Source organism: Pontibacter litorisediminis (assembly GCF_029360645.1).
Lineage (GTDB): Bacteria > Bacteroidota > Bacteroidia > Cytophagales > Hymenobacteraceae > Pontibacter > Pontibacter litorisediminis.
The window spans coordinates 114,093-138,262 of record NZ_JARDUA010000009.1 but is presented as its reverse complement, the minus strand read 5'-3'; the positions used below and the strand labels follow the sequence as shown (position 1 = coordinate 138,262).

The 24,170-nt window shown below is 52.9% G+C and carries 17 protein-coding genes; 8 read left to right on the top strand and 9 right to left on the bottom strand.

All coding sequences use genetic code 11. From position 1 onward, the window contains the following. Positions 1-5 precede the first annotated feature (5 nt). The 7 genes from PXG97_RS20095 to PXG97_RS20065 all read right to left on the bottom strand — a co-directional run bounded on the left by PXG97_RS20095 (position 6) and on the right by PXG97_RS20065 (position 9,551). A complete protein-coding gene (locus tag PXG97_RS20095) occupies positions 6-4,094 on the bottom strand; it encodes an ice-binding family protein (RefSeq protein WP_276499633.1) in 4,089 nt (1,362 codons plus the stop codon). 431 nt (positions 4,095-4,525) lie between these two features. After that, complete coding sequence (gene lipA / locus PXG97_RS20090) at positions 4,526-5,428, bottom strand: lipoyl synthase (RefSeq protein WP_276499632.1); 903 nt, start codon at positions 5,426-5,428, stop codon at positions 4,526-4,528. A 120-nt stretch (positions 5,429-5,548) separates the two neighbouring features. Further along, positions 5,549-6,277 carry a hypothetical protein gene (locus tag PXG97_RS20085; RefSeq protein WP_276499631.1) on the bottom strand — a complete coding sequence of 243 codons (729 nt, stop codon included), beginning with the start codon at positions 6,275-6,277 and terminating at the stop codon, positions 5,549-5,551. Between the two features lie 217 nt (positions 6,278-6,494). Then, on the bottom strand, positions 6,495-6,836 hold the full coding sequence (ytxJ, locus tag PXG97_RS20080) for a bacillithiol system redox-active protein YtxJ (RefSeq protein ID WP_276499630.1): 342 nt from the start codon (positions 6,834-6,836) through the stop codon (positions 6,495-6,497). Between the two features lie 26 nt (positions 6,837-6,862). Further along, positions 6,863-7,228 (bottom strand): hypothetical protein, encoded by a 366-nt coding sequence (locus PXG97_RS20075; RefSeq protein ID WP_276499629.1) that lies wholly within the window; start codon positions 7,226-7,228, stop codon positions 6,863-6,865. Between the two features lie 31 nt (positions 7,229-7,259). After that, positions 7,260-7,478: a hypothetical protein gene (locus PXG97_RS20070; protein ID WP_276499628.1), complete on the bottom strand. Its 219-nt coding sequence runs from the start codon at positions 7,476-7,478 to the stop codon at positions 7,260-7,262. A 93-nt stretch (positions 7,479-7,571) separates the two neighbouring features. Further along, positions 7,572-9,551 (bottom strand): alpha-ketoacid dehydrogenase subunit alpha/beta, encoded by a 1,980-nt coding sequence (locus PXG97_RS20065; RefSeq protein WP_276499627.1) that lies wholly within the window; start codon positions 9,549-9,551, stop codon positions 7,572-7,574. A gap of 335 nt (positions 9,552-9,886) precedes the next feature. Between PXG97_RS20065 and PXG97_RS20060 the strand changes: the two genes are divergently transcribed. Together PXG97_RS20060 and PXG97_RS20055 are read left to right on the top strand one after the other, a co-directional pair. After that, positions 9,887-11,152 (top strand): M16 family metallopeptidase, encoded by a 1,266-nt coding sequence (locus tag PXG97_RS20060; RefSeq protein ID WP_276499626.1) that lies wholly within the window; start codon positions 9,887-9,889, stop codon positions 11,150-11,152. 742 nt (positions 11,153-11,894) lie between these two features. Beyond that, positions 11,895-12,347: a PepSY-like domain-containing protein gene (locus PXG97_RS20055; protein ID WP_276499625.1), complete on the top strand. Its 453-nt coding sequence runs from the start codon at positions 11,895-11,897 to the stop codon at positions 12,345-12,347. 315 nt (positions 12,348-12,662) lie between these two features. On the opposite strand, the gene PXG97_RS20050 is transcribed toward PXG97_RS20055, so the two are convergent. Further along, the gene (locus PXG97_RS20050) at positions 12,663-14,918 is read right to left on the bottom strand and encodes a T9SS type A sorting domain-containing protein (protein ID WP_276499624.1); all 2,256 of its coding nucleotides are present in this window, start codon (positions 14,916-14,918) and stop codon (positions 12,663-12,665) included. 898 nt (positions 14,919-15,816) lie between these two features. On the opposite strand from PXG97_RS20050, the gene PXG97_RS20045 reads away from it, so the two are divergent. The 6 genes from PXG97_RS20045 to PXG97_RS20020 all read left to right on the top strand — a co-directional run bounded on the left by PXG97_RS20045 (position 15,817) and on the right by PXG97_RS20020 (position 22,235). Continuing rightward, positions 15,817-16,266, top strand: coding sequence for a MarR family winged helix-turn-helix transcriptional regulator (locus PXG97_RS20045; protein ID WP_276499623.1), 450 nt, complete (start codon positions 15,817-15,819; stop codon positions 16,264-16,266). Between the two features lie 51 nt (positions 16,267-16,317). Further along, positions 16,318-17,136 carry an aldo/keto reductase gene (locus tag PXG97_RS20040; RefSeq protein WP_276499622.1) on the top strand — a complete coding sequence of 273 codons (819 nt, stop codon included), beginning with the start codon at positions 16,318-16,320 and terminating at the stop codon, positions 17,134-17,136. A 90-nt stretch (positions 17,137-17,226) separates the two neighbouring features. After that, entirely contained in the window at positions 17,227-18,327 is a 1,101-nt protein-coding gene (locus PXG97_RS20035) for an alkene reductase (protein WP_276499621.1), read from the top strand. 205 nt (positions 18,328-18,532) lie between these two features. Beyond that, positions 18,533-19,018, top strand: a complete 486-nt coding sequence (gene ispF / locus PXG97_RS20030) for a 2-C-methyl-D-erythritol 2,4-cyclodiphosphate synthase (protein WP_276499620.1) — start codon at positions 18,533-18,535, stop codon at positions 19,016-19,018. Between the two features lie 76 nt (positions 19,019-19,094). Further along, positions 19,095-20,639: a M28 family peptidase gene (locus tag PXG97_RS20025; protein WP_276499619.1), complete on the top strand. Its 1,545-nt coding sequence runs from the start codon at positions 19,095-19,097 to the stop codon at positions 20,637-20,639. Between the two features lie 222 nt (positions 20,640-20,861). Further along, positions 20,862-22,235, top strand: a complete 1,374-nt coding sequence (locus tag PXG97_RS20020; protein ID WP_276499618.1) for a LutB/LldF family L-lactate oxidation iron-sulfur protein — start codon at positions 20,862-20,864, stop codon at positions 22,233-22,235. A gap of 695 nt (positions 22,236-22,930) precedes the next feature. Here the strand turns inward: PXG97_RS20020 and PXG97_RS20015 are convergent. Further along, positions 22,931-24,136, bottom strand: coding sequence for an NADH-quinone oxidoreductase subunit D (locus tag PXG97_RS20015; protein WP_276499617.1), 1,206 nt, complete (start codon positions 24,134-24,136; stop codon positions 22,931-22,933). Positions 24,137-24,170 lie beyond the last annotated feature (34 nt).

The following is a 24,170-nucleotide window of genomic DNA, read 5'->3' as shown; positions in this document are numbered from 1 at the left end:
AGCTACTACCTGAAAATGGTGGTGTAACCGGTAAATTCTTTCACTACGCCGTCACATACTGTTACCCTTACCTTATAGAAGTAAGTACCTTGCCCAAGCCCTTGGCCATTCCAGTTGTTCTGGTAGCCTTTCGTTTTGTACACCTCAGACCCCCAGCGGTTCAGAATAACAATTTCGTTGTTCGGGAATTTCTCCAGGTTCTTGATGTGCCAGTTGTCATTCTTACCGTCGCCATTCGGGCTGAAGGCTTTCGGGAAGTCCAGGTTGCCGTCGGCCTTGGCGGCGTCTACCGGCGCGGAGGCTTCCATGCTGCTGCAAGGGCCATTATTAGCCACTACTGTTACCGTACCCTGCGCATCGGCTCTGTCGGCTTTAACGGTGATGGTGGTTGTGCCCTGGCCTGATGCGATGGTGAAACCGCTGCTCACTGTCCAGGTATAGCCACTGGCGCCTGCTACTGGTTCAATGGAGAACACCAAGCCGTCGCACACGTTGCTATTGTCCGTAATCTGGCCCGGGGTAACCGGTGGCGTGAAGATTGCGACCTCCAGCTGCCCCTCTGAGCTATCGCAGCTGTTTTCTGCCACCACTGTAATGGCACCTGCTGTTGCGCCAGCGTTAACGGTTACGCTTGTGCCTGTGTTTGGCCCCTCAAAGGTCCAGCCTTGTGGCAACGACCAAGTATAAGTAGCGCCTTCTTCTGGGTTAGAGACAGTATAGGTTAGCTGACCTGTGTACTCGCACACATCGCTGTTGCCCGAGATGGCCGGAGCGGCAGGAGCCAATACCGGGGCTACAGCCTTAGTAGCTTCCCCTCCTAGCCCGCACTCGTTTCTCACAGCAACGGTCATGTCTCCGGCTTCCTCACCCACCACTACGGTTACGCTCGTCGTGTTCTGGCCTGTTTTCAGTTTCCAGGTTCTAGGCACGTTCCACTCATAACCCGTAGCACCGTTTACTTCTGGTATAGTATAAGTAAGCTCTGTACCGGCACAAGCGCCGTTGCTACCGCTAATGGCTGGGGCTGGCAGCACGTCATTCACTGCTACCTCCAGAGAGGCTGCTGCCTCGCTAATGCCGCATGCGTTGTTGGCTTTGGCGCTTATTCTACCGCCGTTGCTGCCAACTGTTACCGTTACCTCTCTGGCATCAGTGGCGGTGCCCGGCGCGAACTGCCAGCCTGCGGGCAGCGTCCAGGTATAGCTGGTGGCACCTGCCACGGCCGCCGCGGTATACGTCTGCGGTGAACCTGCGCATACTGTCGCATCGCCGGCTATACTTGCCGGAGCTTGTGGCAGCGGGTTGATGCCGATCCTTTTGGTAGTCTTAGCAGTGAAGCACCCGTTTGTCACCTCCAGTGTAAGCGTACCTTCGTTGGCTCCAACACTAACTTCTACTGTAGCCGTTTCGGAACCGGACGTGATAGTCAGTCCGCCGTTGGCTGTCCATTTATAAGTCACAGCACCTTCGTAGACTGATGCTGTATACACATTGCCTGTGCTGCTCTGGCATGCGCTGCTTGTTCCGGAGATGGTTGGCGTAGCCAGCATCGGGGTTACCACCACATCCTTAGATACTGTTAATTTGTTTCCGCAGAAGTCCGTTACAGTTACAGATACAGTACCGTTTGTAGCCCCTGCTTTAACAGTTACTTTATTTCCTGTTTGTGATACTTTAGTTAAGCCGCCGCTCACCGAGAACTCATAGGAAGCTCCCTGCAGGGCTGTCGCCGTAAACACCAGCGTCGCGTTCTGGCAAGCCTCGGCATCGCCATTCAATGTGAAGTTATCGACATTTGGCGCCTCGTTAACTTTGATCGTTCTGGTGAATGGCTCACTGCTGCTGCAGGCGTTGTTCGCTTTCACACTAATCTCTTTCTCGCCGCTTGCACCTCCCACAATCACGGTTACCTCTCTGGCATCGGTGGCGGTGCCCGGAGCGAACTGCCAGCCTGCAGGCAGCGTCCAGGTATAGCTGGTGGCACCTGCTACCACAGGTGTGCTGAACGTCACCGGCTTGTTGGCACATACATTAACGTCACCGTTGATGGCGATCGGCGCAACAGGTGCTGGTGACACGGTAAGCACTTTCACGCTGGTGCTGCTAAAGCCACAGCTGTTTGTCGCTTTCAGGGTTACCTTGCCGCCTAGCAGGCTGCCGCCCTTCGGCCTCACCTCTACGCTGGCACCGTTTGCATCACCCACTATTTCCAGGTTGGCATCTACAGTCCACTCATAGGTCAGCTCTTCCGCAGATTCGCCCGCACTCAGCGCGATGCTGCCGTTAAAGCAAACCACACCCGCTCCTGTTATAGCTGGCACAACCGGGGCACCAGTTACATTAACCTTTGTCTCTGCGCTCGCTGTTTTGCCGCACTGGTCTCTCACCGTAACCTTCACTGTCTGCTCACCGCTGGTGGCGCCCACATTCACTGTGATTTCACTGCTGTTCGGGTTGGTGCCCTCTGCAAACCTCCAGCCTGTTGGCAACACCCATGCATAGGTCCCGCCAACTACATCGGATGTCGCCTTCAATGTAATACCTGTTACGCTGGCGCACACTGTAGTAGGCGCTGCGGCGAAAGCTACCTGCAGCTCAGTTTTACACTTCACCTCAGGTATGGTGACATCATCCTCATCGTTATCAGGATCAGAGTCATTATAGTCGCCTCCCGGGTTGTCCGGGTTATTCGGGTCGGTAGGATTGGTCGGATCGGTCGGGTTGTTCGGGTCGGTTGGCTCAACATCTTTTGCGATGATGCTGACCACGTTTCTCACCTCCCCAACTTTTGTTAGCCTGCCCCTGATGGTAAGCGTTACATTAGAATTACCAGCAACGGATGGCACGTAGAACACGCCTGTTGCTTGGTTGTACACTCCTGTGCTGGCGGTATAGCTCACAAACTCCAGGCCCTGCGGCAGCTTCTCCCGTACATAGACATTGCTCTCTGCCTTGTCAGCGTAGTTTCTCAGGGTGATCTTATACTCTACAAAATCCCCAACCGTGTAGGAATCCTTGGGGTTAAGCAATTCCTTGGTTACCCCCAGGTCAGGAAGTATGATCACTTCGTCATCCTCGTCATTGTCCGGGTCTGGGTCTGGGTTATCACCGATGATGACTACCTCGTTCTTGATGTTACCCGTTCCAACGATTTCAAACTCCAGCTTCAGCGTTTCGGTAGGCCCTACCGTCATATCCCCCACTAACCACTGATGGGACTCCGTATCGTAAGTGCCTTTGGTAGCCGATATAAAGCGGATGAACTTCAGCCCGGATGGGATCTGCTCTTTTACCACTACGTGCATGGCCTCTCCCAAGCCTTTGTTTGTAGCCTTGATAGTGTAGATTACCTTTGCCCCCAGCGTAATGTCTTTATACTCCACATCTTTCTCTACCTCCAGGTTGGTTTCCACCACGATAGGCATGGCCGTGGAGTTCTCGTCAAAGTATATGGTGCCATCGAGGGAGAATGCGCGGCCAATTAAAGCCGCTCTGTTGTAGAAGGTGATGTCTTTGGTGGCAATGATGTTGCCCTGGAACGAGCTACCTGCCCCAATCGTGGCGTTTCCCTTTACGATCCAGTAAACGTTTTTTGCGGAGGCGCCCATGTCCGAGAACTGGATGCTACCGCTATTGGATATAAAGTCGCCCTCAATGATGAAGATGAACTTGGAATTAATATCTCCCTGCCCGTCGAGGCGCAGCGTGCTGTTGAGCGTGGCGTCGCTACTAATCTTGTAGGTGCCAGGGCCCAGGGAGTTATTGTTGCCCAGAACAGGGCCATGATCCTGGGTGATTGTCCGGCCCAGGATCTCATTATACACCCTGTTGGCATTCTGCATGCCCGCAATCGCCAGCTCCGAGTTGCGCTCCTTCCGCCCAAGCAGGTCGAGAAATTGCTCGCCCTCTATGGTTCTGCCGGGGCTAATGCCAATGTTGCCTTGGATTTTAGTTTCTCCAGGCCCTCTGAAAACGATCTTCTTATTGGCCAAAGCGGAGAAAGTGGTTGCCCGACCCAGGTCTATCTCCTGCGCTAGGCCAAGGGTGATACTGCCAGTCAGTAAAAGAAAGGTCAGCAGTAGATGTTTAATCATAAAAGCAGAAATAACTGTATATAACGTCACTTACATATTTATAGATAGGGCTATATCTATCCTACCCTCTTTTACTTGAAAAGCAGAAAATTGTTGCCCCCAAGACAATAATATCTTAATATTTTTATAAATAGATCTTAGCAAAAGTAAGGCCCCTTAGGTTTTACAACCCTTATCTTTTGGAAAGAAGCAAATGGGAGTAGCCTGTGAAAAGTCTATTGTGAAGAGAAAAGTAAAGTTGTTTACATAGGCAAAGTAGTAGTATCTCGCCGTTAAAATTACATTATACAACAGTATTTTCAAATATATTTAAATATTTTTATCGTTTTATAAGATTATTACAATTTATAAGTTGCTTAGAGAGTAGCATAAAAAAAAGCCTCTGCTGCCATTGTAGGCAGCAGAGGCTAAATACATTTACTGTTATACCACTAAATATTCACGTGTCGCTCTGCGTGATATGAAGATCTTACTAGTGGGCCGGACTCGACATATTTTAACCCGCGCTTAAGGCCCTCCTCACGGTAGTGGTCGAACAAATCCGGGTGAATAAACTCGGCTACCTCGATGTGCAGCTTGGTCGGCTGCAGGTACTGGCCCAAGGTCAGGATGTCGCAGCCGTTGGCAGCCAGGTCATCCATGGCCTGGTACACCTGCTCGCGCGTCTCGCCCAACCCCAGCATGATGCCGGTTTTGGTGCGCTGGCCATACTCCTTGGTGCGGCGGATCTGCTCCAGCGAGCGGTCATACTTGGCCTGCGGGCGCACGCGGCGGTACAGCTCCTTCACCGTCTCCATGTTATGCGACACCACCTCCTGGCCGGCCGAGATCATCGTGATCAGGGCATCCCAGGTGCCTTTCACATCGGGGATCAGGGTTTCGATAGTTGTAGCAGGGGAAAGCAGTTTTACCTGCTTCACCGTTTCGTGCCAGATAGCGGCGCCACGGTCTTTCAGTTCATCACGGTTCACCGAGGTAATTACGGCGTGCTTTACCCCCATGAGCTGTATGGCCTCGGCCACGCGGCGCGGCTCGTCTTCATCGTACTCGTTGGGACGGCCCGTGGCCACAGCGCAGAAAGAGCAGCTGCGGGTACACACATTACCAAGGATCATGAAGGTAGCGGTACCTGCACCCCAGCACTCGCCCATGTTGGGGCAGTTGCCGCTTTCGCAAATGGTGTGCAGTTTATATTCGTCTACGATGCTTCTTACTTTGGCGTATTCCTTCCCAACCGGCAGCTTTACACGCAGCCAGTTTGGCTTGCGGGGCTGGCCCAGCGCATTAAGTCCCTCGGGCTTGGCGTTAGGCTGAATAACCGGAAGTGTCATCATTTCATCCATGGTGCAAAGATAGGAAGTTATGGTTTAAGAGTTTAACCATAGGTCAAATAATGTGCCCATGGCAAGTATGCCTTCCTAACAAAACGGCACCGGCAAATGTTCTGTGGAGGCTTACCTTCTGCTACCGTAATACAGGTTCAGGTAAACCGAAGTGAAGGCGTTGCTGTTCTCAGCCAGCGGGATAATGATAGGTTTGCTCGGGAAGTACTCCACGGCCACGCCCACTTCTATGCCGGCGATGCTTTCGCGGTAGCGGCCATACTCAAAGCTAAGGCCAGCCTTGGCATGCACGCCGGGCTTAAACTTTGTCTGCCCCAGGCCGCGGAACACGGTGTCACTGCCCAGGATGTAGTCGGTGTTGGTGTGGACGTTCTCATCATAAGGCACGGTGCGCACATCGTTGGTAGTGCCGTCGTAACTGTAGTCGATGTAGTAAGGGACAAGCAGACCCAGGGACGGGCCCACGGCACCCAAGGCGTTTACCTGCACCCCCGACTCAGCGGCTTTCCGGAACAGCACCAGCTCGCGGCCGTACTGCGGCCTCACCACAAAAAAGTAGTTTTTCTTGCCGTACACAAACGGCTCCCCCACATAGTTGAGGTAGCGCTCCTCCTTCGGGTGCTTCACCTCCACTATCTCGATGCCGCCGAACTGGTACATGCGCTCGTTCATGTAGAAGGTGGAGCGCACAAAAGCGCCGCCTATCAGGCCGCCGTTGGAGTTAAAGTTAATGCCGTAGCTTGTCTCCCGCTCAAAGCTCTCGTCTTCCTCGGATTGGGCAAAGGCAGGGGTGACTGCCAGGAGCGCCGCCACCAATATGCATGTCAGAAATCTAATCACAGGCCAGTGCGTTTCAGGTTGTATAAAAGTACTTAAACTTTGCGCGTGTTTCAAACTTAGGCACTGTATAACAGCGGTGCAGTAAATCCTCTGCCACAGCCTTTTACCTGCCGGCAAGGCACAGATGCTGGGGCATGGCCCCTATCAAGCCTGAAAGCAAGTCTCCTAATGGTACTTTATACGGAAAAAGCCGCAAAAAAAGTATAAAAGGTATAAACTATGCCGCCACCTGTTTCTTTAAAGCGTCCACGCTGATGCCCAAGTGAGAGGCATCGTACGTGCAGGCGCCATCCTGCACCAGCAGCAGCTGCGGCGACTGGTGCCGTACCTGCAGCACTTCGGCCACTTCGTTAGAAACAGGCCGGTAGCTGAGCAGGTCGAGGTAGTAAGGTTTGATGTGGTCTAGTCCGGCGCCGGCCCATTGGCGCTCCAGGCGGCTTTTGGCAGTGGAGCTGATGGAGCAGGCCGTGCTGTGCTTAAAGATGACAACCGGCGTGTGCTTTGACTCTTCCATAATCTCATCCAACTGCTCAACGCTGGTTAGCGGGTGCCAATTCATATTATAGGATCCTTTCTCTTCTGGGGTTATTGCCTTTTTTCGTCCCGGGGCTTATACTTCCGTTTCTTCTTAAAGAGCCGGAGCTTTTTCGCCGGATCTCCCTTTACATTAAAGTGCAGCTTGGCGCGATCATCCTTTTTCAGGCGCTTGCGGCCCGCCTCCCCTTTCCTGAAAGTATAAGCGTCGGTGTTCAGGTGCGTGTCTTTGTACTTGCTGTTTACTTTCTCTGCGTCTTTCAGCGACTTCCGTAGCTGCTGCTCATGCTTCGCCGATGCCTGAAAGCTCACCTGCCCGTAACCGGGCAAGGTTCCTAACAGGAAAAACAGCAGCAGGCCTAGGCCATACTTACATGCTGTTCGGCAGCAAGATTCAGCAACACGCATCTTCATCATGGTTTTATACTGATTCTGGTTAAACGGGTTTCTAAAACAGTCCTAACACGCGCTTCTTCTTCACCATACCGTTTTTATCCTTGTTTACTTTAATGGCTTCGAGGCCCTGTGCCGGCCCCTGCCCCTGTACTTTCACCGTGCGCTTGCTGGTGGGTTTAGGGCATGGTATGCCTTTACGCTGGCAGCCCGCCCCCGCAAGCAGCAGCAGGCTCAGCATCAGGAAGAGATATGGGCGAAGAAAACGCATCATGCAAATATAGTAATATTATTCTGTCTTAAATAGTTTAAACACAAAAACAGCACCACATACTACCAAAGCGTACATGATGCTGCTTTCTGAGCTTTAGTAGTTTAGCATGGCCTCTGCTTTCTGGCGCAGGCGCTGCCTTGGCAAAAACTCCTGCTCCAGCGGCGGCGCAAACGGCACCGCCGTGTCCAGACTGGCTACGCGGGCCACCGGTGCATCCAGCAGCTCAAAGCAGTGCTCGCTTATCCAGGCGGCTATCTCCCCGCCTATGCCGCCAGTCATCGTGTCTTCGTGCAGGATGATCACGCGGCCGGTCTTCTCCACGGCGGCACGCACCGCTTCCTTGTCCCAGGGCAGGAGCGAGCGCAGGTCCAGGATCTCAATGCTGGCATCGGTTAGCTCCTGCTGCAGCTGCTTGGCCCAATGTACGCCCATGCCGTAGGTAATGATGGTCAGGTCGTCGCCTTCGGCCACCGTTTTGGCCTTACCGATCTCCACGGTGTAATAATCATCCGGAATCTCCTGCGAAATAGAGCGGTAGAGCAGCTTGTGCTCAAAGTACATCACCGGGTTCGGGTCTTCGATGGCGGCATTCAGCAGGCCCTTGGCATCGTAGGGCGAGGATGGGTAGACGATCTTCAGCCCCGGCGTGTGGAAGAACCAGGCCTCGTTGCTTTGCGAGTGGAACGGCCCGGCTGCTGTGCCGGCCCCTGTTGGCATGCGCACCACCACATCGGCGTTTTGGCCCCAGCGGTAGTGGCTCTTGGCCAGGTTATTCACGATTTGGCTGAAGCCGGCGCTCACAAAATCGGCAAACTGCATCTCCACCATGCTTTTCTGCCCGCGCACCGAAAGCCCCAGGCCAATGCCCAATATCGCCGACTCGCACAGCGGGGTGTTGCGAACCCTGTCTTTGCCGAACTTATCCACAAAGCCCTCGGTGATTTTGAACACGCCGCCATACTCGGCAATGTCCTGCCCCATGAGCACCAGTTCCGGGTAGCGCTCCATACTTTGGCGAAGCCCGTCGGAAATGGCGTCCACAAAGCGGCGCTCGGTTTTAGCCTCTGAGGCTGGTTGTATCACCTCCTGCTCAAAAGGCTTGTACATGTCGGCCAACTCCTGCTCGCGGTTAGCTTCCGGCATTGGCTCAGCAAAAGCTGTCTGCAGCCCCTCCTCTATCTCTGCCTTCAGCTCCTGCTTTATACTTTCCATGACTTTCTGCGTCAGCACCAGCTCATCGAGCAGGTAGCGCTCAAAGTTTTCCACGGGGTCTTTCTTGGCCCATTTTTCAAACAGTTCCTGCGGCACATACTTGGTGCCACTGGCTTCCTCGTGGCCGCGCATCCTAAAGGTAATCGCCTCGATGAGCATCGGGCGCGGGTTCTTGCGGATGCTGGCCGCTGCCTGCCGCACGGTGTCGTATACTTCCAGGATGTTGTTGCCGTCAATCTGTAAGGCATCCATGCCGTAAGCCGGCCCTTTGTCGATAAAATGCTTGAACCTGAATTGCTCGTTGCTCGGCGTAGACAGCCCATACCCGTTATTCTCGATGAGGAAGATAACCGGCAGGCTCCAGACGGCGGCCACGTTCAGCGCCTCATGGAAATCGCCCTCCGAGGCACCGCCGTCGCCACTGAACACCAGCGTCACCTTCTCCTTGTTCTCCAGCAAATCGGCTAGGGCAATGCCGTCGGCCACGGCCAGTTGCGGGCCCAGGTGTGAGATCATGCCCACAATGTGGTGCTCGTTGGTGCCGAAGTGGAAAGAGCGGTCGCGGCCTTTGGTAAAGCCGTGGGTCTTGCCCTGGAACTGCGCAAACAGGCGGCCCAGGTCCATGTCCCGGCTCGTGAACACGCCCAGGTTGCGGTGCAGCGGCAGAATGTACTCATCCGGATTTAGGGCCAGGGCCGATCCAACCGAGATCGCCTCCTGCCCAATGCCGGAGAACCACTTGCTCACACGCCCCTGGCGCAGCAGCACCAGCATGCGTTCCTCAATCATGCGCGGCTTCAGCAGGGCGCGGTACAGTTTGATCAGCTCCTCTTCAGAATACTCTTTGCGGTTATAATTCATCACTTTTATGAAAACCTCGTTATAGTTTGTCGGGTTAAAGTATTGGCAAGGCCCCTGCAAGGTATGCCATTAATTTATACTTTTGTTCAGGTGGGCCAGAGCCACCTGGCAGGGAGGCTACACCTCCCGCCTTGGCGAGCAAAAGCTACAGAAAACCTGCAAAGGCTGCAAGCAAAGACACAAAAGTCTCTATATTCTATACCTGTAAAGTATAAAGTATAGCCGCAGCTGGCGTTTAAAGTATAATTAGGGTAGTGTCTGGAAGGAATCTCAGGTAGAGCTTCCTTGTAGTGTTCCCAAACAATTTAGTAATCCAGCAATTGAGCAATTAAGATATGATAGCGTTTAAAGAATTTACCCTGGACAACGGCCTGCGCGTGATCGTGCATGAGGACCATACCTCGCCGATGGCCGTGCTGAACGTGCTGTACGACGTGGGCTCGCGCGATGAGGAGGAGGCCCATACCGGTTTTGCGCATCTGTTCGAGCATTTGATGTTCAGCGGGTCCAAAAATATCCCCGTGTATGATGAGCCCCTGCAGCGCGTGGGCGGCGAGAACAACGCCTTCACCAGCCCCGACATCACCAACTATTACCTGTCGCTGCCGGCGCAGAACCTGGAGACGGGCTTTTGGCTAGAGTCGGACCGCATGCTGGAGCTTGCCTTCAGCGAGAATGGCCTGGAGGTGCAGCGCAAAGTGGTGGTAGAGGAGTTTAAGCAGAATTACCTGAACCAGCCTTACGGTGACGTGTGGCTGAAGCTGCGCCCGCTGGCTTATAAGGAGCACTCCTATAAGTGGGCCACTATCGGCAAGGAGATCGCCCACATCGAGGAGGCCTCTATGGATATTGTGAAAGCCTTCTTTAAAAAGCACTACTCGCCTAGTAACGCCGTATTGGTGGTGGCCGGCAACGTGACGTTTGAGCGGGCGAAGGAGCTAACGGAGAAATGGTTTGGCCCCATACCGGCCGGCGAGAAGTATGAGCGCCAGCTACAGGAGGAGCCGCGGCAGACGGAGGAGCGCGTGCTGGAAGTAAGCTCAGACGTACCGCTCAGCGCCATTTACAAAGCCTACCACATGCCGGGCCGCCAGCACCCCGACTACCACGCCGTTGACCTGATCAGCGACATCCTGGGACGGGGCAAGTCGAGCCGCCTGTACGAGCGACTGGTGAAGGAGCAGAAACTGTTCAACTCCATTTCGGCCTCTGTTACCGGAAGCGTGGAGCCGGGCCTGCTCATCATCCAGGGCAAGCTGAACGAGGGCGTGGACCTGCAGGAGGCCAACGTGGCCATTGAGGCTGTAGTACAGGAGCTCATAGATACCCGTGTGGACGAGGAGGAACTGAACAAGGTAAAGAACCAGGCCGAGACCAGCATCGTGTTCTCCGAGATCGAGCTGCTGAACCGCGCCATGAACCTGGCCTACAGCAAACTGCTTGGCGACGCCAACCTCATCAATCAGGAGGGCGAGAAAGTACAGGCTGTCACGCCAGACGACATTCAGCGCTGCGCCCAGGAGGTGCTGCGCAAGACCAACTGCTCTACCTTATTGTACAAGGCGGAGAAGAAGGAGCAGCCGGTGGAGGCTGAGGTTTAAGATAAGAGACAAGCGTAGGGCTGCCAAGTATGGCAGCCCTACTTGTTTTAGAAGCTTTGCCAAGGTAAGCACTGTTCATCTTCTGCCTATGCCTCTCCCGCTGTTTCGGACATCCATGTCTGGAACCTCTCTGCTGCGGATTTTCAGTTCCGCGTGAACTACACTTTATACTTGCCAGTCCTCCTGCCGCAAATCTTTTGATTTGGGACTTACTAATGATGTTGAGTCTGAGACTCAACTGGCTTGAAAAGCCCTACTTATCCTTTGCTATCTTCATACTTCTCTGGCGCAAGCGTCCGCTTGTGCCGCTATTAGCCCTATTTCCTGCCACCAGACTCAGGCTGTCCTTACTAGCTCCTTTTCATCCACGGCCTTACATGCCTACAGTTGCATTTCATACTTTCTGCTCTCAAGCCCGAGAGGGCTCGTCTTCGGGCATCGCGCTGTGTTCCCTCCTGCGCCAAGGCGCTGCCCTTCGGGCACCGGATCTCACAAGGCGCTCAACCCAAAGACTGGGAACAAGTACGATAGCTGCTGCTGACGGAGCTTCAGCTAAGTTGTTAGAGGATTATAATCGCCTGCTAGTTCCCCTCCTCGGAGGGGCAGGGGTGGTTGGCAATAGACTCGGTGTTAAAAATCCATCCCATCCGCCCATCTCCAGAATTGCTTCAGATTTGCTCCAGTATTGCTTCAGATTCAGGTTATAGCTTTGGCTCATTGTTTAACCTTAAAAGCGTAACTTATGAAATCAACAGTAATTGCTCTTCTGTTCCTGAGCGGCTCCCTGTTTGCCTGCGACAAAAACAGCGATGATGTAAAGCCTGGGGACGTGCCTGCCGCCGTAAAAGAAACCTTCGGCAGCACATTTGCCGATGCCCAGCACGTGGAGTGGGAGAAAAAAGGAGAAGACTACGAGGCGGATTTTGACGTAGCCACCGTGGAGCATGACGCCTTGTTCAGCGCCTCGGGCAACCTGCTAAAGCACAAGTATGACTTGCCGGAGGCAGAGCTGCCCGAAGCAGTAAAGGCCTCCATCAACCAGAACTACGCCGGGTTTAGGGTTGATGACGCCGATGTGCTGGTGCAGGAAGGCAACACCCTCTATCAGGTAGAGCTGGAGCAGGGAAACCAGGAGCAAAAGCTTGTTTTCGCTGCCGATGGGCAGGAACAGACAGGGATACCCTACTGGGACTAGTCACTCCTAACCGAGCCAGGATTTACTTTGTAAGCACAGTTCACCCCAGGCTAATAAACTAAAAAGGCGCCTCCGGAATATCCCGAGGCGCCTTTTTGGCTTAATTAATCGCTCTCATGCTGCCCTTCAGCGGCGCAAATCGGCTCTTTCTATGGCATGCAGGGCATCTTTGCAACAGTATTCATTGCACAGTAGATGCTAGAGCTAAGTGGGCATAAACTCAGTATAGAGCGGTTGTTCAGGAGTAAAGCCCAATTTGCTATAAAATCCTTGTTAAACATGGCGATGATGTTTCGCAACACCGCTAATCCATAGCTATCGCTTCAGTATCAGTTTTAGTGTCTTGCTGCCGGCAGGGCTCACGATCCGGGCCAGGTACATGCCCTCCTTCAAGTTACCTGCTTCAACCTCAATTCTAATCTGCTCATTAGCCATAGCTGTACCAGTTCTCAGCTCCTTTACAAGGTTGCCCTGGGTGTCGTAAAGGTTCACGCTATAGTCTCCGGTATCCTGCAACGTGAACTGAACGGTTGCCTTGTCGCTGAAGGTAGTAGGATAGGCTATGGCCTGTAGCGCCTCCTGCTGCAGTACATTCTGGCAAGGGCTTGCTACCACTTCTTGTTTATAGAATCTAATGTCGTCTATGGCACCTGAACCGGATAGTCTTGATGGATCCCTTTTGCCATCAAATACAACTTTCATTTTCATTACGCCCATTGTGTTGCCTAAGCTTTGGGTTTGCTGGCTGTTGTTGCCTAAAGCTTTTAGCTTGAAGCTGTTTATCTTTTTATCCTCTCCATCATACAGGTACACCCATGACTCATCCTCATACGCATCAATATCAAGTACTTTTACCGATTCCATGGTGACAGGGCCTATGGCTGAGAAATCCAAAATCAGTTCTCCGCCCCACTGGTTATCATCCGGAACGTCAGACAAATCTTTGTTTACTATCAGCACATTTCCCCAGTCCCTGGTGTAAAGGTCTGCATCATCGCCGGTAGGTGCCTGAGAGTCGAAGATAGCGGCGTGATTTTCCGGAGCGAAGGAGATTGGGTAACCTTCGTTACGTTTTCTACCCACCACAGCCACAGGGCCTAATTCTGTATTAATGGTTGAGATCAATCCTTTCTTTTCTTCGTTGAAATCGATCAGGCACCTTTCTACAAGTAGCTCAGTGGATTCTGGTGTTACTACAACTGTTCGGGTGGCGGTACAGCCCGTTTCAGGGTTTGCCACTGTAACGGTATAGTCACCAGCCACCGAAACTATAGGATTCTGCTCGGTAGAGGTATAGCCGTTGGGGCCGGTCCAACTGTAGGTTAAGCCTTCTTTATCGGATGAGGCCGTAAGTTGTACAGAAGAAGTGGTACAGTCCAGCTTGCCGCCTGTGGCGCTTACTGTAAGCTCTTCCTCGCGAGTTACCATTACAACATCCTCAAACTTACATCCGCTTGATATACCCGTGATTACCATTGTATAGGTTCCCGGGGCATCCACAACAGGTGAAAGCGTTTGTGCGCCGGATACAATGTTTCCTCCATCACTGGCAAACCACACTACCTGTTGGCTACCAGAACCTTCTAAGGTGACGGTACTGTTCTTGCATGTTAGCTTTTTGTCAGGACCTGCGCTGCCAGTTGGATAATTAGGACCTGATACTGTGACTGTGTCGGAGTCGGAAGTTCCGCTTATCTGATCTGTTAAGGTCAGAATATAATCACCGGCCAAGGATACCGTGATAGACATTTCATTCGATATGAATCCGTCAGGGCCATACCACTCATAATCAAGACCTCTATACACTTGATTAGAGTTTACCCAGGCATAACCCGAAAGTGATGTAGTAGGATGAGTACATTTAAGAACCTTTGGTGTTAATTTATCAATCCTGGCTTCGAAATCCTCAAGTGGGACATTCTCACTGGTTACAACCACCTGATCCTGCATGGTGCAGCCAGTAGTTTGGCTTGTAAGCGTTAAGGTGTAGGTGCCTGGTGCATTGACGAGTGGGGTAAAGGTATCTGCACCATAAACTATATTGCCACCGTCGCTTGCTGTCCAGGAAGGTGAAATAAACAAACCCCAAGTACTGGCTTCCAATTCTATAAAGGAGTCTGTGCGTCTGAGTACTTTGTCTTCACCTGCAGCACCATCAATGCCTCTTACCATATACTTTGTAGAAGCGGATAAGCCCGCAGCGTTTCTGATGGTGACTTGGTATTCACCGGCTTCTGTCGCAACAACTTTGTCTGCAGTCGATGTGAAACCATCAGGCCCGGCCCAGTTATAGGAAATACCTTCTTTGGTAACATTCCCGTTCAGGTAAGACACAGCTATAAGGGTAACTTCTTTATTGTCGCAACTAATATATCCTGGGCTACGATAGTTTTCAATGATTACTGATAATTGATCCGCTACAGCATTACTGTTGGCTCTCATATTTGCTTGAAGGCCCGCAACCGGGTATAACAAAAGACATAAGAGGCTAAGAGCAAAGATGCGGCAAAGCCGCAAGGAGGTAAAGCATGTTTGATTTTCAGGAATTGTGTAAGCGTAGTTTTTTTTCATAGCGTTTTGTAAAAGAGTAATTAAACAATAAAGTCAAAGCGAGGCCATGCAGATGAATCTATGGCTTCACCGCGTTTAGATAAAAAGCATTTATATAAGATTGATTTCAGCTGATGCTTAACTACTGGAGAATGGGAAGCATCATGCTAGGGTAGGTTAAGTAGAGTTTTTCATAGGCTTTTGCGGTTTGTCTGCTGTACTTTGCTGGGGTACCAAAATCTAAAGATTATTGTACTCTAATATTTAGTATCCCCTTACGAAGTAGCACTACTTTAACACAGGTTAGTACATCTCCTTTTTAGACAATGGAAAGAAATTGAGGGTAAAAGGCTGCTTTTAGTTGGTGAACTATCATTATCATAACAGTAAACGGTGATTTGAGGGGGAAGTGGTGCTGGATAGTTTCGGCAACATAACCTAAGTAATATTTGGCTTCCGTGGGCTTGTGAATGCGGAGCGTGAGTTTTTGTATTCTTCTGTTGCCATGAGGTAATGTACGGAAATCAAGAACTTCCCCTGACCTTTAACTCCTTCACCGGCAATTGCACAAGGGACTAATACTATGTGAAGAAACTGCAGGAAGTAAGCCATGAGTTCCCCCACTTGCTCTGGCACAAGCATTTTCAGGAAAGTGCTAAAGCCTAAAACGAAGGAGTTCTTCCTGCGCCCTGCGTAACATCCGTACTACCTGGAACAGGAATGCGGAACGGAAGTCCCTTCACCGCTAAACCGCATCGGCTGACAATAGCCAACTATGGAATCTACGGTTTTTAACCCTAAAGTAAAGCTCGGGATGAATCGTGTCTTCTGTTCCCGCACAGTGCACATTACGGAGCGTTCCTAAACCTTTTTTGCCAACTCTTGTATATACAAGTGTTTATCTTACCTTTGCGACAACATGAGGATTGAGGACGAAATACACCAGAAGGCGTTTAAGGACGATTACCGTCGGTTGATGGCGAACCTGCTGTTCACGAACAACTGGCTGAACCAGCAGCTGCTCCCTTTCTTTAAAGGGCTGGGCCTTACCCTGCAGCAGCATAACGTGCTGGCAATTCTGCGTGGGCAGCACCCGGAGCCGGTGTGCTTTGGCGATATCCAGAACCGCATGGTGGACCGCAACTCCAATGTTACCCGCCTTATCGATAAGTTAATTGAGAAAGGCTACGTGACCCGCGATATCTGCCAGACTAACCGCCGCATGATTGAGGTGCGCATTACCGGTAGCGGCCTGAAAAAGCTGCAGGAAGTCGATGCTCAATTCCCGAACTTAATGGAGCGTTTCCATAACCTTTCGGAGGAGGAGGCTGTTCTGGTAAGCAACATGCTCGACAAATTACGAGGCTAATATTTTTTTCACCCAACACTTGTATAGACAAATAATGCACATACATTGAATATGAAACACATCAAGATAAAAGGAGCGACGATACCGGCCTTAGGGCTGGGGACTTTCCAACTGGAAGACAGCAAAGCATTTGAGATGACACAGGCAGCCCTTTCCGAAGGATACCGCCACATCGACACAGCGCAGATCTATAGAAACGAAGAGGGTGTGGGTCGTGCCATCGGGGCCTCAGGCGTAGCCCGTCAGGATATTTTCCTGACCACCAAAGTATGGCGCGAGAGCTTGGCCAAGAAAGACTTTTTGCCCTCCGTGGAGCAGAGCCTTCAAAAGCTGAAGACGGATTATGTGGACCTGCTGCTGATCCACTGGCCAAACGCTGGCGTGCCGGTGGCTGAGTACATGGAGGAACTGATGAAGGCGCAGGAGAAAGGTTATACGAAGTATATCGGGGTCAGCAACCACCCTACCCACCTTCTTGACCAGGTGCTGGCCACCGGTGCTGACATCATCACCAACCAGGTAGAGTATCACCCGCTCATCAACCAGGAGAAGCTTTATACTTACCTGCAGCAGCACAACCTTACGCTTACGGCCTACAGCCCCATTGCGCAGGGCGAGGTGCTGGGGAACCCGGTACTTAAAGGCATCGCCGAGAAGTATGGCAAGAACGAGGTGCAGGTAACGCTACGCTGGCTGATGCAGCAGGACAACGTGCTGGCCATCCCAAGAACCTCAAAGGCAGCCCGCCTCGCTTCCAACATCGATGTGTTTGATTTTGAGCTGACACAGGAGGAGGTAGCCCAGATAGACCAGCTGAAGCGAGACAACCTGCGTGTGGTGAACCCATCCTTTGCCCCTGACTGGGACTAAAATCAATTTTGAATGAGTGCATGAGTGAATAACTGAATGGTTTGCTCACTAGCATTTCAACAACTAACAATAAACAAGCTAACAATCAACATGTCACAACCACTTTTAAGACCGATAAATCTCCACGGCCTGGAGCTAAAGAACCGGGTCGTGATGGCCCCCATGACGCGCAGCCGCGCCGACAACGAAGGAAATATACCGAATGACCTCATGGTGACCTACTACACCCAGCGCGCCGGCGCCGGGCTCATCATCTCAGAGGGATCGCAGATCTCAAAGCAGGGCGTAGGCTACATCAACACGCCCGGCATCTACAGCCAGGAGCAAGTAGCCGGCTGGAAGAAAGTAACTGAGGCCGTGCATGCCGAGGGCGGTAAAATATTCCTGCAGCTGTGGCACGTGGGCCGGATGTCGCACCCTGACTTCCACGGTGGCGACTTGCCGGTAGCGCCATCTGCCATCAACCCGAAAGCCAAGGCCTTTACGCCGCAAGGCTTTAAAGACACGGAAACACCGCGTGCGCTGACCGTGCCAGAGATACAGCAGATTGTGCAGGACTACAGGAGCGCGGCAAAAAATGCCATGGCTGCCGGCTTCGACGGTGTGGAAGTGCATGCCTCCAACGGTTACCTGCTGCACCAGTTCTTCGTGAGCACCGCCAACACCCGCACCGATGCGTACGGCGGCTCCATAGAGAACCGCGCCCGCATCCTGTTTGAGGTGCTGGACGCCGTTAAGGAGGTAGTACCGGTTGAACGGGTAGGCGTGCGCCTGAACCCCAGCCTGCACGGCGGCTTCGGCATCACGGTTAACGAGGACACGATCCCGACTTTCGACTACATTGTGGAGCAGCTGAACAAGTATAACCTGGCTTATTTGCACCTGACTGAGGCTTCGCCGGCCAACTATGAGGTTCCGTTTATTGAAAAACACATTGCCAAGCGCTACCGCCCCAAGTATAAAGGCAACATGATCATTAACGGCGGATTTACGCAGGAAACCGGCAATGAGGTAATAGAAGAGGGCAACGCAGACCTAGTGGCCTATGGTGTGCCGTTTATCGCCAACCCCGACCTGCCGGAGCGCTTTGAGCAGGGTGCAGAGCTGCAGGAGGCTGACCCTAACACGTTTTACGTTCCAGGCGAGAAAGGCTACATCGACTACCCTTCGCTGGCTGAAATAGAAGCCTAACCGGAGAAAGCTACTGACATTTAAACCAAGCGCCTGCTATACTTTAGCAGGCGCTTTTTTTAGACGCTGCTGCTCCGCTTCGTTCCCACACTTCCAAAAAACAGCCTTGGCTGTGGCGCATAATCGTATTTTTAGCTTAGATTTACTTTTTAAGCCTATTTACGTTCAGGCTTTATACTTCATTTATTCTTCGGATTACTTAACTATGAAATTGAAAATAAGAACCGGCTTCGGCTACGACGTGCACCAGCTGCAGGAAGGGCTCGACTTCTGGCTCGGCGGCATCAAGGTTCCGCACACGCACGGTGCCCTGGGCCATTCCGATGCGGATGTGCTGATACATGTGATCTGCGACGCGCTGCTAGGCGCGGCCAACATGCGCGACATTGGCTTCCACTTCTCCGACAAGGACCCCAAGTATAAAGGCATCGACTCTAAGATCCTGCTGAAAGAGGTAGTGCACCTACTGTCCCGCGAAGGCTACGCGATCGGCAACATCGATTCTACCGTATGCCTGCAGGAGCCGAAGGTGAACCCGCACATCCCGGCCATGAAAACGTGCCTGGCCGAGGTGATGGGCATTCCGGAGGAGGATATCTCCATTAAAGCCACTACCACCGAGCAGTTGGGTTTTGTGGGCAAAAAGGAGGGTGTGGCGGCCTTTGCCACGGTCCTGATCGTGAAGGAATAAGCCCCGTAAATTAAACCTGCCACACAAGTAAGCATCTAACCTGTACTTATATTTAATAAAACACCTAAACTAAACCATGAAGAGACATAATCTCTACGCTGCCCTGTTGCTGGCCACCATAGGCTACGGTTGCGCCAAGGGCCCTAGCGCCAGTAACCCCACCACCGACTCAGCCAAGCTAAGCGAGGCAGCCCCAAAGTATGCCGAAACTATCACAGCGGCAGATCTTTCGAAGCACCTCCACATCATCGCCTCTGATGAGTACGAAGGCCGTAACACCGGCGAGAAAGGCCAGAAAATGGCCGCTGAGTACATCGCCCGTGAATTCCGGGAAGATGGCCTGATGGGGCCGGTGAAGAGCAACAGCGCCAACCCATACTACCAGACGTTCGACCTGCAGAAAAGCACCTGGGGCGAGGGCCACATCACGGTGGGCAAGGAGAAGTACCTGATGATGCAGGACTTCTTCCCATTCGGCTCCTCCCCTTTCACGACAGAGCAAGGCGTAGAGGCTGTTTATGTGGCGGATGCCGCACAAATTGCAGAGAAAGGCGCTAACGGCAAACTGATCGTAACGCTGCTGACACCGGCCGAGATGCAGACTAAGATGCGCGGCTTCTCTGCCGCTGCGGAAGAAGCAGGCGCCAAAGGCGTGGTGTACGTGCTGGGCGCCGAGGAGTACCGCGGCATGGCAGACCGTTTCTCGCACCGCCTGTCGCAGCCTTCCATCTCACAGCAGGGCAGCACCAGCGACCGCCCAGCCACTATCTTTGCCACACCAACCGTAGGCGCCGCCATACTGGGCACTACCCCGGAGAAACTGCAGCAAAATGCAGCAACCGTCGCCTATAAGCCTGCCTCTGATATCAGAATCCTGATGAGCAGAACCTCTGAGCCGCTGCCAACGGAGAACGTGCTGGGCTTTGTGGAAGGCACCGATAAAAAAGATGAGGTTGTTATTGTAACCGCACACTACGACCACGTAGGCGTGGACGAGTCGCTGGAAGGCGATAAGATCTACAACGGCGCCAATGACGACGGATCCGGCACGGTGGCGGTCATCGAGCTGGCGGAGGCGTTTGCCCAGGCCAAGAAGGACGGCTACGGCCCGCGCCGCAGCGTGCTGTTTATGACGGTAACCGGCGAGGAGAAAGGCCTGCTGGGTTCGGAGTATTACTCTGAAAACCCGATCTTCCCGCTAGAGAACACCGTGGCCAACGTGAACATCGACATGATCGGCCGCATGGACTACGAGCATGAGAAGACCAACGACAGCAACTACATCTATGTGATCGGGGCCGACAAGCTTTCTTCGGAGCTGCACCAGATCAACGAGGAGATGAACCAGAAGTACGTGAACCTGAAGCTCGACTATACTTTTAACGACGAGAACGACCCGAACCGCTTCTACTACCGCTCCGACCATTACAACTTCGCCAAGAACGGTATTCCGATCGTGTTCTACTTCAATGGCGTGCACGACGACTATCACCAGCCAGGCGACGAGCCGGACAAGATCATTTATGAGAGCGCTGAGAAAGTAGCACGCCTGGCGTTCCACGTGGCATGGGAGCTGGCCAACCGCGAAAATAGAATCGTGGTAGACAGCAATAAAAAATAAGCTTTTGAGTTTATAGTTCTAAGGTTTAGGAGTTAGAGGGTTATTTGCCGCAAGGCAGGCAGTGTAGCATCACACCTGGGCTTTTGGTTCTTTAACTTTCTAACTCCCAAACTCTCTAACTTTTTAACTCTTAAAAAAACACCCTAACTTTAAGGGTGTTTTTCTTTTATAGGGGCTGCCATAAGTAGGGCCGGCCCAGGAAAACGCAGGGGGGAATATAGCATGAGCAAACTGAAACAGTTTCTGCAAGACGCGGAGACGAAAGCATTCGACCAGGGCCACCGCGCCACCATCAAGTTTAACATCGGCAAGTACAATGCCGCTGTGCAACGTGGCCTTACCCAATACTCCGACCATGAGCTGGCACGGGAGCGTGCTTCCTATATAAAAACCCAGACCATCAACAACCTGGACAAGTATCTGATGGAGTTCGAGTCCAACTTCACGGCACGCGGCGGCAAGGTGATCTGGGCCCGCGACACGCAGGAGGCCTTGAAGGAGATCGGTGAGATCATGAAGCGCAAGCGCGCGCGTTCGGTGGTAAAATCCAAGTCGATGACGACAGAGGAGATACACCTGAACGATTACCTGGAGAAGAACGGCATCGAAACAGTAGAGACAGACCTGGGCGAGTACATAGTACAGCTGGCGGAGCAGCGGCCTTACCACATCGTCACGCCGGCCATGCACATGTCCAAGACCGACATCCGGGACCTGTTCGTGCGCAAGCTGGGCATCCCTCCTACCGATAACGCTGAGGAACTGGTGGGCGTGGCCCGCAGGCTGCTGCGCGAAAAGTATACGTCGGCCGAGGTAGGCATCACAGGCGGTAACTTTCTGATTGCGGATGTGGGCGGCGTGGCCGTAACCGAGAACGAGGGCAATGGCCGTCTTTCCACCGCCTTCCCAAAAACGCATATCGCCATTGTGGGCATCGAGAAGATGATCCCTTCCATTATGGACCTGGACCTGTTCTGGCCCTTGCTGAGCACCAGCGGCACCGGACAAGGGATAACAGTGTACAACACCATTTTCACCGGCCCACGCCAAGCCAAAGAAAAGGACGGCCCGGAGGAGATGTATGTGGTGCTGCTCGACAACGGCCGCACCGACCTGCTGGCCTTGCCCGAGAAGCGCGAGGCCCTGAACTGCATCCGCTGCGGCGCCTGCCTCAACGTATGCCCGGTATACAAAAACATCGGCGGCCATACGTATGAGACTACCTACAGCGGCCCGATCGGTTCTGTCATCACGCCACACTATGATGGAATGGCCGAGCACAAGCACCTGAGCTTTGCCAGCTCCCTCTGCGGTGCCTGCACCTCGGTTTGTCCGGTTAAGATCAACATCCACAACCTGCTGCTGCTAAACCGCAAGCAGAGCGTGGATCAGGGCATGGTGGATAGCCAGGAGAAAACAGCCATTAAGCTGTGGCTAAAAGCCATGAAGAGCCGCCGCCTGATGAACATGGCCCCGGCCAGCCTCAAGAACTTCGTGCTGCGCTACGTGCAGAAAGACTCCTGGAGCAAGCGCCGCGAGCCGCTGCAAGCATCTAAGAAATCGTTTAACCAGATCTGGAAGGAGCAACGCGGATAAGTAAAAAGCCTGCTGATGAAGCAGGCTTTTTTTCTAAATCAAGTTTATAGTTTCGGAGTGAACTCCCTACTATGAGTGGCAGAAAGTTTACTCTAGTCCATCCTTAAAATTGGACGAATGTTTTGCGATCCTAGTCCAACCACCCCTGCCCCTCCTTGGCTTTTTCGAGGGCCCCTACCCCTAGGTGGGAAGCTCTGTAGCTGCATTGGCTGAAGTATAAGTACTATGGTTGCTGGAGTAGCATGGGCACAAGTATAAACCCATCCCTAACCCCTCCGAGGAGGGGAATTAGTGAACGATTGTCATCCTCCCACAACTTGGCTGAAGCTCCATCAACTCTGGCTACTAAAAGCTGATCCCAGTCTTTGGGTTGAGCGCCTATGCGAGTTTTTCCGGTGCCTGAAAGGCATTGCGACACAGGAGCAAAGGAAAAGCTCCCAGCGCGATGCCCGAAGACGAGCCCTCTCGGGCTGGAGAGCTCCATAGCATGAAGTGCAACTGTAGGTGAGTGGGGCTGGAGGATGAACAGTGGCTAGAGAGTATAGCTTGTGTCAAGCTACGGAAAGCAGTAGCAATAGGGAAAGCACGATCTACAAGCTCGCGCTAGCGGATAGCTTGGTTCCAACTGCAGAAAGCAGCGACTAAGAAAAGGCACAAACGGACTCTTGCGCCAAAAAGCAAGTATAACTTTATACTTACCTGTCCACTTCCCCCAACACGATATCCACAGAACCGACAATGGCAATGAGGTCGGCGACCATGCAGCCGCGGCTTATTTCGGGCAGTACCGAAAGGTTTACAAAGCTTGGCGCGCGGCCTTTGGCCCGGAACGGCACGTCGCTTTTGTCGGTGGTGCGGAAGTAGTAGCCCAACTCGCCACGTGGGGTTTCACCTCTAAAGTATAACTCCTGCGCTCCCGTCATACGCATCTTCTTGGGACAGGCCGCCTGCGGGTCAAAGTCAGGGGTGCGTTTGTGGTCGCCCGTAAGTTGGTCGAGGCACTGGCGGATGATCTTAACCGATTCGCGGCACTCCAGGGCGCGCACGTAGTTGCGGTCCCAGCAGTCGCCGGTGGTGCCGGCTAGGCCTTGCCCTATCGGTACATCAAACTCCAGCTCGGGGTAAACGCTGTAGCCGTCCACGCGGCGCAGGTCGTGCTTTAGGCCGGAGCCGCGTAGCATGGGGCCGGAGCAACCGTAGTTAATCGCCACATCCAGCGGCAGTATGCCCACGTTGGCTGTGCGGTCGATAAAGATTTTGTTGCTCAGAAGTATAGTGTCCAGCTCGTCGAGCTTGGGCTGCAGGTACTCTATAAACTCGCGGCAGCGCTCCTCAAAGCCAATCGGCAGGTCATAGTATAAACCGCCCACCCAAATGTAGTTGTAGAGCATACGCGCCCCGCATACCCACTCCAGCAAGCGCTGAATGTGTTCGCGGTCGCGCAGCAGCCACAGAAACGGGGTAAAAGCCCCGATATCGATGGCGTAGGTGCCGATGGCCACAAAGTGCGAGGCGATGCGGTTCAGCTCCGTTACCAGCACCCGGATGTACTCGACCCGCTTCGGAATTTGATCCGTAATGCCCAGCAGCTTCTCCACGCCCATGCACCACACGTGCTCCGAGTTCATGGCCGCCAGGTAGTCCATGCGGTCTACGTAGGGGATGGTCTGGTTGTAGGCCATACTCTCGGCGTGCTTCTCGAAACAGCGGTGCAGGTAGCCGATGTGCGGCACCACCTCCTGAATGATCTCCCCGTCGGTGACCACCTCCAGGCGCAGTACCCCGTGCGTGCTCGGGTGCTGCGGCCCCATGTTCACAATCATCTCACCGGCCTTCAGCGCCTCCTGGCTGAACTTGTTCGGCTCCGACTGCAGCAGGTAGTTTTTGTAGATCGTGGACACAGGTAAGTTAGAATGTTAGAATGTTAGAAGGTTG